Annotated in this window: 17 protein-coding genes; 4 read left to right on the top strand and 13 right to left on the bottom strand. The window is 34.5% G+C overall.

The window, feature by feature from the left end; genetic code table 11:
• The first annotated feature begins 348 nt into the window (after positions 1-348).
• The 3 genes from AC3WSO_RS10230 (at position 349) to AC3WSO_RS10220 (ending at position 3,275) form a co-directional block, all read left to right on the top strand.
• Positions 349-564 carry a hypothetical protein gene (locus AC3WSO_RS10230; protein WP_492530502.1) on the top strand — a complete coding sequence of 72 codons (216 nt, stop codon included), beginning with the start codon at positions 349-351 and terminating at the stop codon, positions 562-564.
• A gap of 379 nt (positions 565-943) precedes the next feature.
• A complete protein-coding gene (fumC, locus tag AC3WSO_RS10225; RefSeq protein WP_492530501.1) occupies positions 944-2,335 on the top strand; it encodes a class II fumarate hydratase in 1,392 nt (463 codons plus the stop codon).
• 346 nt (positions 2,336-2,681) lie between these two features.
• Positions 2,682-3,275 (top strand): YdeI/OmpD-associated family protein, encoded by a 594-nt coding sequence (locus AC3WSO_RS10220; protein ID WP_492530500.1) that lies wholly within the window; start codon positions 2,682-2,684, stop codon positions 3,273-3,275.
• Between the two features lie 127 nt (positions 3,276-3,402).
• Here the strand turns inward: AC3WSO_RS10220 and AC3WSO_RS10215 are convergent, their stop codons facing one another.
• The 4 genes from AC3WSO_RS10215 to AC3WSO_RS10200 all read right to left on the bottom strand — a co-directional run bounded on the left by AC3WSO_RS10215 (position 3,403) and on the right by AC3WSO_RS10200 (position 5,683).
• Positions 3,403-4,020, bottom strand: a complete 618-nt coding sequence (locus tag AC3WSO_RS10215; protein WP_492530499.1) for an NUDIX hydrolase — start codon at positions 4,018-4,020, stop codon at positions 3,403-3,405.
• Between the two features lie 76 nt (positions 4,021-4,096).
• Complete coding sequence (locus AC3WSO_RS10210) at positions 4,097-4,753, bottom strand: GAP family protein (RefSeq protein ID WP_492530498.1); 657 nt, start codon at positions 4,751-4,753, stop codon at positions 4,097-4,099.
• Between the two features lie 24 nt (positions 4,754-4,777).
• Positions 4,778-5,518 (bottom strand): MerR family transcriptional regulator, encoded by a 741-nt coding sequence (locus AC3WSO_RS10205; protein WP_492530497.1) that lies wholly within the window; start codon positions 5,516-5,518, stop codon positions 4,778-4,780.
• An 18-nt stretch (positions 5,519-5,536) separates the two neighbouring features.
• Positions 5,537-5,683 carry a hypothetical protein gene (locus AC3WSO_RS10200; protein ID WP_492530496.1) on the bottom strand — a complete coding sequence of 49 codons (147 nt, stop codon included), beginning with the start codon at positions 5,681-5,683 and terminating at the stop codon, positions 5,537-5,539.
• A 159-nt stretch (positions 5,684-5,842) separates the two neighbouring features.
• Here AC3WSO_RS10200 and AC3WSO_RS10195 point away from each other — a divergent pair, with 159 nt between their 5' ends.
• Positions 5,843-6,508, top strand: coding sequence for a DUF4097 family beta strand repeat-containing protein (locus AC3WSO_RS10195; protein ID WP_492530495.1), 666 nt, complete (start codon positions 5,843-5,845; stop codon positions 6,506-6,508).
• 259 nt (positions 6,509-6,767) lie between these two features.
• Here AC3WSO_RS10195 and lepB read toward each other — a convergent pair whose 3' ends face one another.
• The 9 genes from lepB to AC3WSO_RS10150 form a co-directional block, all read right to left on the bottom strand.
• Entirely contained in the window at positions 6,768-7,361 is a 594-nt protein-coding gene (lepB, locus tag AC3WSO_RS10190) for a signal peptidase I (RefSeq protein WP_492530494.1), read from the bottom strand.
• A 241-nt stretch (positions 7,362-7,602) separates the two neighbouring features.
• Positions 7,603-7,836 (bottom strand): hypothetical protein, encoded by a 234-nt coding sequence (locus tag AC3WSO_RS10185; RefSeq protein ID WP_492530493.1) that lies wholly within the window; start codon positions 7,834-7,836, stop codon positions 7,603-7,605.
• A 22-nt stretch (positions 7,837-7,858) separates the two neighbouring features.
• Positions 7,859-8,056, bottom strand: a complete 198-nt coding sequence (locus AC3WSO_RS10180) for a hypothetical protein (RefSeq protein ID WP_492530492.1) — start codon at positions 8,054-8,056, stop codon at positions 7,859-7,861.
• Positions 8,057-8,089: 33 nt separating this feature from the next.
• The gene (locus tag AC3WSO_RS10175) at positions 8,090-8,746 is read right to left on the bottom strand and encodes a TetR/AcrR family transcriptional regulator (protein ID WP_492530491.1); all 657 of its coding nucleotides are present in this window, start codon (positions 8,744-8,746) and stop codon (positions 8,090-8,092) included.
• Positions 8,747-9,310: 564 nt separating this feature from the next.
• The gene (locus tag AC3WSO_RS10170) at positions 9,311-9,574 is read right to left on the bottom strand and encodes a hypothetical protein (protein WP_492530490.1); all 264 of its coding nucleotides are present in this window, start codon (positions 9,572-9,574) and stop codon (positions 9,311-9,313) included.
• 131 nt (positions 9,575-9,705) lie between these two features.
• Positions 9,706-10,518 (bottom strand): hypothetical protein, encoded by an 813-nt coding sequence (locus AC3WSO_RS10165; RefSeq protein WP_492530489.1) that lies wholly within the window; start codon positions 10,516-10,518, stop codon positions 9,706-9,708.
• 33 nt (positions 10,519-10,551) lie between these two features.
• Positions 10,552-12,072 carry an aldehyde dehydrogenase family protein gene (locus tag AC3WSO_RS10160; protein ID WP_492530488.1) on the bottom strand — a complete coding sequence of 507 codons (1,521 nt, stop codon included), beginning with the start codon at positions 12,070-12,072 and terminating at the stop codon, positions 10,552-10,554.
• Between the two features lie 14 nt (positions 12,073-12,086).
• Positions 12,087-12,632 (bottom strand): hypothetical protein, encoded by a 546-nt coding sequence (locus AC3WSO_RS10155; RefSeq protein ID WP_492530487.1) that lies wholly within the window; start codon positions 12,630-12,632, stop codon positions 12,087-12,089.
• A gap of 21 nt (positions 12,633-12,653) precedes the next feature.
• Positions 12,654-14,600: a primary-amine oxidase gene (locus tag AC3WSO_RS10150; protein WP_492530486.1), complete on the bottom strand. Its 1,947-nt coding sequence runs from the start codon at positions 14,598-14,600 to the stop codon at positions 12,654-12,656.
• Between the last annotated feature and the right edge of the window lie 26 nt (positions 14,601-14,626).

The following is a 14,626-nucleotide window of genomic DNA, read 5'->3' as shown; positions in this document are numbered from 1 at the left end:
TACATAGCCAATTTCACTTGTGGCTTTTTCTTACTCGCTACTAATTTACTCATACCCTCAACAATCAAAAAACAACAAAACAAGCATCCAAACACCGTCCATAAATTTCTTTTTTAATGCCAAGATACTTATGGTATCTTGGGAGAACACTTAAAAGCATTGCTACCATTTTGAAATGTTCTATATTTAAAGCTCTTCTCATACATTGTGTAAAACCTTCTACCTTGCAAATGCCTCCGTAAAAAATCTACCCCTCTTCATCCCATAAGTACAATTAATGCCATGTTTAAATGGAAGGTACAGCTCACGTTTTTTTCGTTAAATAACAAGTTATAAGGAGAAGAAAATATGTATGTAACTCATTTTTACGAAAACAAGACATCCGTTTTAAGCCAGCTACTAGTAAGTCTTCCTACTGTCGAAGACAATATTAAAATTAAAGGACGTAAAGCAAAAATTGTTCAGATTACACAAATAGACGACCACAACTATCACGTAAGGATCATTTTTGAAAAAGTACCTAAAAAACAACCATTAAAAGAAATTGGGAAGAAAAAGAGATAGCTCTTCCCGTTTATTGTACTGACGCTATCGTTTCATGGTAGCGTTTTAACTTTTTAAAAGCAGGAATGAACTCCACAAAACTTTCATCGCAAAATGTTCTCAATGAATATAATTATTTCAAAATTAAATATTTGACTTTTCAATTGATAACGATTATCATTATCGGTAGATTATTTCTTTTCTCCGAAATGCTTAATTCAGAATCCCCCCTATTTTTTTGAAATAAGCATGTATCAAACGGATATTCTTACATCAGACTAAGAATATCCGTTTTTTAACACCTTTGTGCAAGTACAAAGCCGAATCGGAAACAATTATGCCAATGCATAATTAATTATTATTAATGGACAGATTTACATAAATAAAGGAGCTGTTTTACATGGATTATCGTATTGAAAAAGACACTATGGGTGAAATTAAAGTACCTGCAGATAAAATTTGGGGTGCTCAAACGCAGCGTAGTAAAGAGAATTTCCAAATCGGTACAGAAAAAATGCCAATTGAGCTAATTCAAGCAATGGCCATTTTAAAGAAAAGTGCCGCGATCGCCAATAATAAACTAGGTAAACTTTCCGATATTAAAGCAAATGCGATTGTGCAAGCAGCTGACGAAATTTTAAATGGTCAATGGGACGATCAATTCCCTCTTGTAGTTTGGCAGACTGGTAGTGGTACTCAGTCTAATATGAACGTAAACGAAGTAATTGCGCACCGAGCAAATCAAATTTTACAAAATGCTGGTGAAGCTGATCGTATTCATCCTAATGATGATGTCAACAAATCTCAAAGCTCAAACGATACTTTCCCAACAGCTTTGCATATTGCAGCAGTGTTGAAAGTGAAGGATTATTTACTACCTCGTCTACGCTTACTAAAAGCAACATTGGATGACAAAGCAGAGAAATTCAAAGATATTATTAAAATTGGCCGTACTCATTTACAAGACGCAACACCGCTTACTTTAGGTCAAGAAATTAGTGGCTGGGCAGCAATGCTTGCTAAATCTGAGCATATGATCGTCCAAAATATTGAATATATGAAGGAACTAGCGATTGGTGGCACAGCAGTTGGTACGGGTATTAACGCACACCCTGAATTTGGTGAGCGTGTAGCAGCGGAAATTAGTAATATTACTGACAAACATTTTACTTCAGCCGCAAACAAATTCCATGCACTAACAAGTCATGATGAAGCCGTTGTCGCACATGGCGCATTGAAGGCTCTTGCAGCTGACTTGATGAAAATTGCCAATGATGTTCGCTGGTTAGCAAGTGGTCCTCGTTCAGGTATCGGTGAAATTACGATTCCAGAAAACGAGCCGGGCTCTTCGATTATGCCTGGTAAAGTAAATCCAACACAAAGTGAAGCGATGACAATGGTTGTTACACAAGTCGTTGGCAATGATGCAACAATTGCCTTTGCCGCTTCCCAAGGTAATTTTGAGCTAAATGTCTTCAAGCCAGTAATTATTTATAACTTCATACAATCGACTCGCCTACTAGCAGACACAATGAAATCATTTAATGATCATTGCGCTGTTGGAATTGAGCCAAATAAAGAAGTGCTAGATCATAACTTACAAAACTCATTAATGCTTGTAACTGCCTTAAACCCTTATATCGGTTATGAAAATGCGGCTAAAATCGCGAAGAAAGCCCATAAAGAAGGCACAACATTAAAAGCTGCAGCAATTGCATCAGGGTTACTAACGGATGAACAGTTCGATGAATATGTAGACCCTGCGACAATGATTTATCCGAATGTAAAGTAATAGGCATGTAAGTCAAACGCAAAACGTTGGTATATCAACGTTTTTAGATAACAAGCTCCATTTTATAACTTGTATATTATGGTTGCTTCTGCGCTACATTAGAGCAAATAATATTCGGCGAGCGTGTTGTACAAAAATATATGTAAATGAGCAGGATTGGGGATAATGCCCCAATCCTTTTTATTTTTCATCGTATGCCCTCATGCAACTATTTTATCTAATTAGTGCATTATTTTAGTAGCCCCCTATTCGTAGCTCCCTATTTTTAGCTAGACATGACACTAAATATTGTTTTATGATAAATCGATTAAACAATTATCTTCTGATAGTAGAGGGGTGTTCTTGGATGACAAATAACAAAATGAATCCGAAGGTTGATGAATTTTTAAATAAAGCTAAAAAGTGGCAGGAAGAATATTCGGTGTTGAGAAATATCGTTCTTGACTGTGAGCTGACCGAAGAATTTAAATGGATGCATCCTTGTTACACGCTTGAGACCAAAAATGTCGTGTTAATACATGGATTTAAAGATTATTGTGCGCTACTTTTTCACAAAGGTGCCTTGTTAAAAGATACCCATGGGATTTTAATTCAACAAACGGAAAATGTACAGGCTGCACGCCAAATTCGTTTCACTAGCGCTCAAGAAATAGTTGGAATGGAAACCATTATAAAAGATTATATACTTGAAGCCATTGACGTTGAAAAAGCAGGTTTAGAAGTGCCAATGAAAGAGCATAAGGAATACATCATTCCTGAAGAACTTGACAATAAATTTAATGAAATACCTGCCTTAAAAACGGCGTTCGAAAGCTTAACGCCAGGGCGACAAAGAGCATATATTTTACATTTTTCTCAGCCTAAACAAACCAAAACTAGAGTATCAAGAATCGAAAAATACACGCAGCACATTCTCGAAGGTAAAGGATTAAATGATTAAATTTTTATAAACTTAAAAGTCCAATTTCTTATACATTATCATTAAGAAATTGGACTTTTATCATTATATAGAAATATTGCCGATTGTTTATCATAGTAAATTCAACGCTTCCATTAACTTATCACTATTAATCAAATATTGTATCTTTAGAAGGGTCCCTTAAAAATTCAAAAAGCATATTAATTTGAGTACCTGTATTTCTCCCTAAAGATAGTTTAGGTAAATGATCTTCATGATAAAATTTTACTCCTTTTGTTTCCAAACCATTTCTTGCTTGCCCGCCAATAATCTCACATTGAACAAATAATTTATAATAATGATATGGTTGAGGTGGATGCGGGTGCTTATTCATATCCAATAAAGCAAGCAATTTCGTAGGGACTACATCGTAACCCGCTTCTTCTTTAATTTCTTTAACAATGTTTTCACTAGGCGACAAACCTATATCACAGAAACCACCTGGCAAAGACCATCTATCATCAATTTTTTCTCTGACCATTAGTATTTGATTGTTTTGAAAAACTACTCCTCGAACATCTATTTTAGGCGTTTGATAACCCGTTTCATTCGTAAATAAATCCTTGATTTTTTTCATTTCTAACCCGGTGTATTCACGCATAATCTCGGCACTTAAATTTCTTAATTGTTCATAACGTTCAATATCGTAAACATCTTTTGAAAAAGTTAAACCTGCTTGGGAAATTGATTGGATCTTCTTTGCCCATTCTAACCATTTATCACTCATGACGAATACCTCCCCTACCATTTTAAAATCAATAAAATTAACGGTGTTAAAGCCCGTTTCATTCAACAAAGACTTATTATAGATAATCTATAGTGTAAAATATTAATATTACTCCTACTATACACATCATCCAGGATAAGGCAGAACTTGAACCGCTTGATATTTTATTCCGAAGATTTACTAAGGAAGGGTTTATCCACTTTCCAAACAATTTGTATCCTAAAAATAGTAGCAGAGCTGGTAAAACCATAATAATATTGTATCCCGCTATAAGTGGGAGCCACTGATAAAAAGGCATATCCGTTGTCGTTAATAATCCAATAGCAGCAAAATACGGTAAAGCCATGCCTGCCTCAATGATAAAAGTCGTAATACCGATAATAATAATTGAAAATATGCTTTGAGTTTTTGGCTTCGGAATATTACTTTTTTTATTAGCAGGGATAAAAAAGCTAGCAGTAAATAGTACAACCCCTACTATAAAGATGACCCAGCTAATTATTTTATTTTGAAAAATGTTAGAAAATGCTTCTATAATAAAATTTAAGCCTAACATCATGATGATACCTAATGAAAAATAAAGTAACCCAACTGTAAGAAGATATGCTAAAAATCTTGATGTTAAATTTCTATTGTCTGTTAAAACGAGAAATAAAGTAACACCAATAATAGTAGGACTTAATGTATCTAAAAGAGCTAAGCCCCCCAAATAAATTAATATATCTGTTTCCATCTTTCCCCTCCACTTTTCAAATAGCTATGATTTATGTCCGAGATAATATATATAAGCCTTTTCCATAAAGTTAAGGATTTCCTGATCCATTGGATATAAATTATACTTTTCGGATTCCTCAGGTGACATTCTAATGTCCCAAAGCTTATCTAAAAAAGCATCTTCGTCATTAAAGTCTTCACCTTTTTTTACTTCCATTCTCTTAATAATATTTTGTATTCGTTTATTATTATAACCAAGGTGCATATGTTTTTTTATTTGCCCTACTAAAGCAATCCACTCTAAAGAGTCTGGATCGCTACTACCCATTTTTGGAAGTTTTTCTAGTGCTTCCGTGTTTTTAAAATGTAATGTATCTCGATTATTTTTTAATACTTCTTTAGAATCCTGATTATTATATAAATCCATAATTTTTTTAATCCTAAATTCTTCTCCATCAATCGCTATACCGTTTATTAGTTCCCTTAAACTAATTTCTATCTTTGAAAGACGGTCCTGTTCACTAATAACATAAGATAGTTGTTTCATTAGACTATTCGACCAATCCCATTCTTCGGACTCTAGCATCATTTTGATCTCACTTAATTGAAATCCTATAGTTTTTAAGAATTGTATTTGCTGAAGTTTCTTTAACTCAGCGTATGAGTATAATCGATGACCTCCTTCCGTTTTTGATACAGGTTTCAGAAGTCCAATTTTGTCATAATATCTAAAGGTTCTAACCGATACACCACTCAGTTTTTTAAATTCGTTAATATGAAACAAGTTAATACCCCTACTTTCTTATTCATTTGTTTTAAAAAACATAGTTTTTAACAGATAACCAATTCCTAAGCCAATTAGTACCCCCGGAAAAGCATTATCAATCAATAAACCGACTCCTGCTCCAATAATAACGCAAGCATAAATAATAATATCGTCTTTCTTCATAACAGAATTCTCCTTTTAAGTTAGTTTAAAGTAAAGGCTCTACTTAACAGTATAAAAGATGACGCAAGGTCACTTTCAAGTAATTTAAACATCCTGTTGGATAAAATTTGAAACTGACCTTGCGTCATTTAATATAATCAAGTTTAAGGAGGGCGGAAAATGATGAAACAAACAACTATTCGTTTATTTTTAGTACTAATTATGCTTGCAGGCTGTTCGACAAGGGAGGAAGAAGTCGTCGTCAATAAAGAATCCGTAGAAGATATTGAAGAGATTATGATAAATTTTGCAAGTACAGATGTTGTATTTTCTCCAAGTGAATCAAATGAAATAGAAGCAAATTTAACGGTTAATGATGACGGACCGGGTGCAATAGTAGAGAAAACTTCAAAACAAATATTGATTAAATTGGATACTGATATTACAAGATTATTTAACCTTAGTAAAAAACCGACTTTAGAAGTTAAAGTACCTAAGCAATTCAAAGGGAAAATAATGCTTGATGGATCTTCTGGAAATGTTACCGGAAAGGAATTAATTCAAAATGACATCGAAATACACTCAAGCAGCGGTAATGTTAAACTACATTTTATAGAATTGAACAATGATGTAAATATAACAACCACAAGTGGTAAAGTATCAGTGGATTTTGATGAAGTACAGCCTAATTTACAATTAGATATCAATACAAACAGCGGTAGACAATCAATTGACTTAGCTTTAGACGGCAATTCAAAGACAAAAAAGGGGTTACAAGGTATTTCAGGTAATGGTGATCATAAGATGCAAATTGTAACGAAGTCTGGAAGTATAGATTTGAATTAATAAAGGATAGATAATTTAAATGGCATAGCAAACTAAAGTTCAATTTGCTATGCCATTTCTTTTCAATGCAATGATTCTTTCTAAAAAAATCCACGCTCTATAAGTTGAAACAGTTTTACTCCTCCAAGAACCAATCATCTAAGGTTTTATTTAACGTTTTACATTTTGTATGTCTGTTTTCCGCAGATGTTGATTTAGCAAATGACAATACAAATAACCACTCATAGGAGTGGTCATGTTTGATAAGTCTTGTTCAATTCTAGTTAAAGTTAAGGTCAATATGCTGAAGCGGCCAACAGACGATACTTGTTGTACCCATTATTTTATCTTTAGGGATGAATCCTACCTCAGGATTTCTACTATCATTACTTACAGGACGATTATCACCTAATACAAAGTAATGTCCTTCAGGTACCGTAGTTTCACCTAAAAGTTGGTCTAGCGTAAAATCATAAGTGAGTGATCTAGAACCTTTTAAGTCCTTCTTGAATTGGTCTAAATAAGGTTCACTGAACTTCTCTCCGTTTATGTATAATTGATCATCCTTATACTCGATTTTATCTCCTGGTAGACCTATAATACGTTTAATAATATTTTTTTCTTCATTTTTGTTAAGAAGAACATGTTCAACAACAACAACGTCAAATCGATCAATCGACTTAAATTTCGGACCGATTTTATTAATAATTACACGGTCTTTGTCTTCCAATGTCGGCATCATTGAAGCACCTTTTACGAGTACTGGTGTAAATAAAAACGATTTGATGACAAACGCCACCAATAAAGCAAATGCAATCGCCTTTATCCATTCGATTAACTCATTTTTTAGTTTTCCCTGTACTTTTTCTTCCAAATTTTCACCTCCCACTAGTTCACTTAAATAATACGTTTATCAATGGAAAAAGTTTCAATTTCCAATTCATTTAATCAAATATTTATTCTCAAACAAACGTCAAGAAATCATTTTATGGGATTGACACTATATCCATTAATACGCTAGCAGAAACGATTAAACGACCTGAGCTTTTTAAATTCCTGCTCAAGCCGCTTCATACATGTTTATTATTCCCCTTGACTTAGCACAGTTCAGCATTCTAAATTTTTCTTATTTCATTGGTTGTTGCGATAGAACTTAAAATACCTATTGTCCCTAGAACTAACAACGATTTCGATGGACCAATAATTCCTAATGTTAATCCTCCTACTCCTACGACAGTTGTAAAATACCTACTATATTTCAGTTTTGATTTTGTTACTTTTGGCGTTTTCACATTTACCCCAAACCCCTTATTTACCTTACTCAAAGCAGCATCTAATCGTTTAATCATTTTAGTTTACCTCCATTTAGAATTAATTGAATAAAAAATCAATAGCTGGATTTACTAATAGCAAGAAACTGGAAGCCAATACATATACACCATATTTTTTCTTTTTTAAAATACAAAGCAATCCAATAATAAACACAAAAAGTGCAAGCCCGATTGATATGTAGCTGAATATTCCTATAGAACTATTTTGTTGCAAGAAATCTCCTATTAAATTTCTCAAAGCAAATTCCCCCAATCTTAATGTTTGTTTCGGTTAGTTTATACAATGGTCATTAGTAGGATTTTTGGTTGCTAAAGAAAACGAATTTGCAAAAATTTGATATATTGAACTATCAAGTAGGAAATTGAATATTTCGCATTTGTTATCAACTAAATCTTTTTTCATCGCTGCAGTATATAATAATGTACTAAAGATTCCATATGCTTTTTCTTTTGGTATTCTCATTTTTAAATTTGAATGCCCTAAAACTTCATCAAAAAACTGCCTATCATTTTCTCTTAGATTTTCAATTTTTTCTACAGGTAACTTTTTAAAAAACAAATGATAATCTGGATTGTTGAAATTATATAATGTAGGATGCTTTACATACTCTTCAAAAAGCCAGTTCATAGCTTTTTTAAACCCTTCAATACCTGAGTTAGTCTGTATCATAGAGTGCCATTGTTCTTTCAATTGATTTTGAATCATTGACAATACTTCTAGAAAGAGCTCTTCTTGTGTTTTATATAGCCTGTAAAAAAATTCTGTTGATATGCCAACTTCATTAGTAAGAGTATTGATGCTAGTTAATTTGTATCCTTTCGTTTTCCAACTCTGAGCACAACTTTCACGTAACTTTTGTTTAAGTAATGGAATATCTTCCTCAGTAAAATTTTTTGCCATTAAATCGGTTCCTTTAATTAGTATCATTTAGATCCGCCCCTTTCAATTCGTACTTTAATTGTACGAATCGATTGTCTCTTTTTTCTTACTCATTCCTTACAAATTTATTAATTATATAAAGCTAAAGGTGAACCAAATGAAAAAGTAGAAAGGACTTAATCAAGCTGAAAAAAGCCCTCCACATATGATTGTGAAAGGCAATAGAAATATTTTTATTCGAAACTTGTCCTTATAAATATTGAAAGGGAGACAAGTTTGTCTCCCTCTCCATTTAATATATTGCAGCCTTTTCACGTCCTCGAACTCGTTCCAAGACTTCTACCGCCGTCATTCTCCCAACGATCAATGTCCCAAACAACATCAACATCTTCCAAGCCGTCTTGTAATTCTCCGCTAGGAAGGGTACCAGTTCTAACTATAGAAATAATACATCCTCCTTTTCTGATCAATTTTGCCTTGGCGTAATTGAGTCCGGATTTTGAATTGTGCCAGCACAACTCATTCCTTTCAAAATCCGTGGCATCTGCCGAGGCTTTATCTTCATTTAGTAGTTGTTCGACTGAATGAAGATAAATATTTCTTATTTTTATATTATGTAATGTCATTTGTTTTGTTGATTGCCAAATATGTGGGTTGTTTTATAGCTAATAAACCAACAGTCACAGACCATAGCACCATTTCTATGGTTGCATACTTTTTAATACCGATAAAATGCACTTTCATAAAAACACCATTAATTATTGTTGCTGGAATTTCAGGGAATAAGAAATTTGCATATCCTCCTATACCAATCGCTACTACTGGTCCTGCGATAATATTTTGTAGAAGTACCGATTCCCGTAATAAAACCTTCATACCTTCCCATAGCTCTCCTTGCAAAAGAATAAGGTAATATGTTTTTTCTGGAAGAAAGTATACTGTTTAATAAATAAAAAACATACTAATATAGTATGTTTTTTATAAGAAAGAGTGAAAGCTTTGAGGGGCTAATAAGATAGAAACTTTCGTTTTATATTTTTCCAACCTAAAAATTCTTTTATATATTCAGCAGGTGTTATGACAAGTAAGCTTTTAAATTCTTTGTAATAATGTGAAGGATCATAGTAACCATATTGGTCAATGTTTACAGGTGTCTCTTCAAAAGAAAAATGTTGAAGTAAGAGTTGAATACGTATGAATTTACTTAGTTTTTTCGGTCCAAAACCTGTTTTTTTGTAGAAAAGTTCTCGGATATATCGCTCAGAATAACCTGTTTTATGTTGAATTACATCTGGTAAGAACAGCCCATAATTTTCTATAATAGAATCAAAACAAGTAGCAAATATTTCATCACCCAAGCTTTTTTCCTTTTTTCGAGAGCCAAAATACTCATTACAAATCTGCACTCTTTGTTCGAAATCTCCTGCTTCAAAAACAGCTTGTATAAATTTAGAATCTAGTGTGCAGCCTAATTCAACATTAACAAATGGTTGTTGAATAATTTGTTTTAATGCGCAATTGTATTGAATAACGGTTTGTTTTGGATTTAGACGAACACCAAAATATTTACCTTTTGGGGTAAATGAATAAATTTCACGTGTAGTCGGGGTATTCCCTAAGACAACCTTTTGATCTTTGCCCATGTAAAACATTAAATCTTGGCAAGCATCAGGAATGACATGAATATCACTATTAATGCCTATTGGTTCAAACTCATAATAAAATAGTATATCCTGGTTTAATTCGCTGTTTGGAGTCCGTTCTCTATAAGAATGCGTTTTTTGGACCAATTCAGGTTGGATTGGATAATAGCTACTCAATAAGCCGCCCCCTCACTTCACTCTTAGGTAAAATTAAAAGAATCCTTGCGCCTGTTCATTGTAACTAGCTAAAACACATTTAGTCGATTGATACGATTCTAAAGCTTTTAAATGATTTTCTCGACCGAAGCCTGACTTTTTGTAGCCGCCAAATGCTGCACCAGCAGGGTATTGATGATACGTATTTATAAAAACACGTCCTGCTTGAATCTCTCGACTTGCTTTATAGGTAACGTTTGTATTACGTGACCATACAGCTGCCCCTAATCCATACATAGTATCATTTGCAATTTCAATTGCTTCCTCGAAGGTTTTAAACGTAGTCACTGCCAATACAGGACCGAAAATTTCCTCTTGGAAAATACGCATTTTGTTATTGCCTTTAAAAATAGTTGGTTTAATAAAATAACCATCTAAATTATCAAGGTGATTTTCGGCGCCACCGATTAAACATTCTGCACCATCTTGTTTGGCAATTTCAAAATAAGAAAGAATTTTTTTATGCTGTTCTTCTGAAGCCTGTGCACCCATCATTGTTTCAAGATCGAATGGATCACCAACTTTAATTTGCTCTACTCGCTCAATGGCTTTTTCCATGAAACGATCATAAATAGACTCATGGATCAAGGCTCTAGATGGACAAGTGCAAACTTCACCTTGATTTAAAGCAAACATAACTAATCCTTCAATCGCCTTGTCTAGATATCCGTCATCAGCATCCATGACATCTTCAAAGAAGATATTAGGAGATTTGCCACCTAACTCTAGTGTCACAGGAACTAGATTCTCAGATGCATATTTCATAATCAGTTTGCCAACAGCTGTTGAACCTGTAAAGGCCACTTTGGCAATACGTGGGCTTGAAGCTAACTCTTTCCCTGCCTCTACACCAAAACCATTAATGACATTTAATACACCTTTTGGTAATAGGTCTTGAATAAGCTCAACTACGAATAAGAATGATACCGGCGTTTGTTCTGCTAATTTTAATACAACACTATTTCCTGCAGCAAGTGCTGGCGCCAATTTCCAAGCTGCCATTAAAATAGGAAAGTTCCATGGGATGATTTGACCTACTACTCCAATAGGTTCTTGGTAATGATAAGCTACTGTATCCTCATCAAAAGGTGTCACTTGCCCTTGTTGTGCGCGAATGGCACTTGCAAAATAGCGGAAATTATCAATTGCCAATGGAATATCCGCATACATAGTTTCACGAATCGCTTTCCCATTATCCCAAGTTTCTACCTTTGCAATTTTTTCAAGGTTTTCTTCCATACGATCAGCAACGGCTAGTAAAATACGTGCCCGTTCTGCTACGGGTGTTTTCCCCCAGTTTTTTTGGGCTTCATGAGCGGCATCTAATGCTAGCTCTACATCTTCCCTCGTTGAACGGGCTACACATGTAAATACTTCTTTCGTGATAGGCGTACTATTATCGAAATACTCTCCATTTACAGGTGCTACCCATTCACCGCCAATAAAATTGTCATATTTCTTTTTGAATTGAATGCCAGATTCTTCAATATTCGGTTTAACATTTACCTTTACCATAATTATCGACCCCTTTAATGATGATTATGATGCTGTTGTTCTTCTTTTACAGGTACCTCTTTTTGAATCTCAAAACTACTTACTACTAGTACACAAATCATTAAACCAGCCGCAATGTAAATATGCTTTGGAATGGCTTTTATAAAGATAGGAAACATTTCACGATTCCATACACCGATGGAAATGATAGCACTTACAATAAACATCATTGTAAAAAAGATAATGCTTAATGTTAAATATTGGGTAGTCATTAATGTTAGCATCGCCCCCATCATTGCTCCCATAAAACTAGATCCTACACTTTCCATGAATAGATGCATTGGTAAGCCTATTGACAGCAAATAGCCTAAAGCAATAGAAATAATAATAGATGCTATTGCACCTAGTACCATATTGGGAAGCCAGGTAGCCATATTCATCCCAACAGCAGTACTCATTGTCATAGAAATCAGCATTATACAGCACTTGGCCATGCCATGATTAGCAAAACGCTGTTTTAGTAAACGATTAGTGATTACCGTGAAAGTAACAATCACCAACATGCTTAGGAATGGTAGCATATAAACACTCCTTTAAGAGTTTTATTGTATATGACAAGACGAAGTTGTGTGACACTTCTTGTCCGGTCTAGGAACGTCTATTGCTGGGTTTCGATCAAAGAATCCAACCGGTTTTAATTGGAAGTTGATATATGCAGTTGGCATTACAGGCCAATCTTCAGGACGCGGGATATGATGATGGCCCATTGTGTACCAAACGACGATATCTTCATTATCAATTGAACGGTTTTTCTCAACGTATTTTGGTAGTCCATCTCCTCCAGCATGTTGATTTGGATACATACCTGTTGCATATTTTTCATTTTCATCAAATTGCGTCACGTGTAAATGGTGTTTAAGGAAACCAGCCCGTTTCATGACACTTGATTCTTCATGAGCAAATGGGAAACAATTTTCGCCAGGCAAAATTTTATAGCCAACAGGTTGATTCACTCGGTTAAGTGAGTTTTTATTAATAATTTTCCAAGTACGCTGCGTTTTTAAATCTAAATTACGTAACGCTTCCTCCTCCGTTTTAAAGATACGTGAAAGAGGATAGAAACCATTACTATTCGGATTGTGCTCTCCCAATGTTTCTGAAACTGTTTCTGTTTCAACTACTGAGTTATTTTCACCGTCTAACATCGTATCAAGTCGGAAGTTGAAGAAGTGTTGATGATGTGATGCGTTTAATCCTGGAGAAATCTCAGATCCATATTTTGTTTGGATGCCATCTTCACATGTACCAGTGCTTAAAATACCTGTTAGCTTGACTTCAGCTTCAATCGTACCGTCTTGGTAGAAACTCCAATAGAAGCCGTAATCATAATTTCCTACTGTACAGAAGAATGAAATCACTAGTCGACGTGAACGCCTTACTTCTACATGCCCTGTACGCCAATCTGTATGTTTCCAACCAATCCCGTAATCTTCTTCGTGTAAGCAAATCGCATTTTTGATCGTACGCACATTTCCTTTAACATCAGCTACAACTCCATCAAAGTATCGAATTTCTCCTAAGCAATCGCAACCAAGTTCTAACGAATTGGCTAATTGCCCCATTCCATATTCACCAGCATCAAAGGCATTTTGTGTGTTATGCGAAAATGTTGGTTCACCATATGGGACAACCATTTCCGATAATGCTGCACGATAAAGAACCGGACGATCCTTGCCTTTGTCATGGTAATTAATTGTGTATAATACAAGCCCCTCACGTGGTGTAAATCCATAGCGGAAACTCCACTTTTGCCATTTGATCAAATTACCTTCAATTGTAAAGCTTGGACCTTCAGGTTGAATGATTTCCAATGGTTTTAAGTCATTTCTAAACACAATCGATTCATCAACTTCAGGATGGTAATTACCTGATGTTGTTGGGATTGGACGTACCCCGTGATCTTCGACTTTGTAAACTTCCATTTTGTTTAGGTCAACATACGTTACAATACCTGTTAAAGGGTAAGCATATCCGTTATCTTCTAGTGATTTTTTTTGCCAGCAAATCGCACGAAGTAAGCGTTTATCTTCATGTTCCTGAATACCAAAATTCCCTGCTGACCAAGGATCCACCATGATTAAATCTGGATTGTCAATGCCACGTTTCTGTAAAGCTGCTACAAAATCAGGGTGGCTCTTTACTAATTCTTCACATTGCTCAAATTCCTCTAATGCTACATTTGGTTGTACACCAGGAATATATTCGTAGGAATCAACTTTTTCTGAAGTTAAATTTACAACTGCTTCAAATGTTTTCAATTCTTTATCATCTAAAATCACTAAAAACACTTGGCGATCTACAGTATTACATGGTTTATAATTTAGTACTTCTGATTTTTTAGGTTCATGTAACATCACCGACATAAATCGTACATGTTCAGACAACTGTTGCTGTTCCTTGACTATTTGAACAGCTTTTTCAATTTCTATTTCAGATAATGGTGATAATGGGTGGCTTAGCTCAACGTTTAGATTAACCTTTACCGACATTGTATCAACCCCTTATAATTTGTTCT

It is taken from the genome of Lysinibacillus sp. EB106-09-02-XG168 (assembly GCF_058791475.1).
This window is presented reverse-complemented; position numbering and strand designations above follow the sequence as displayed.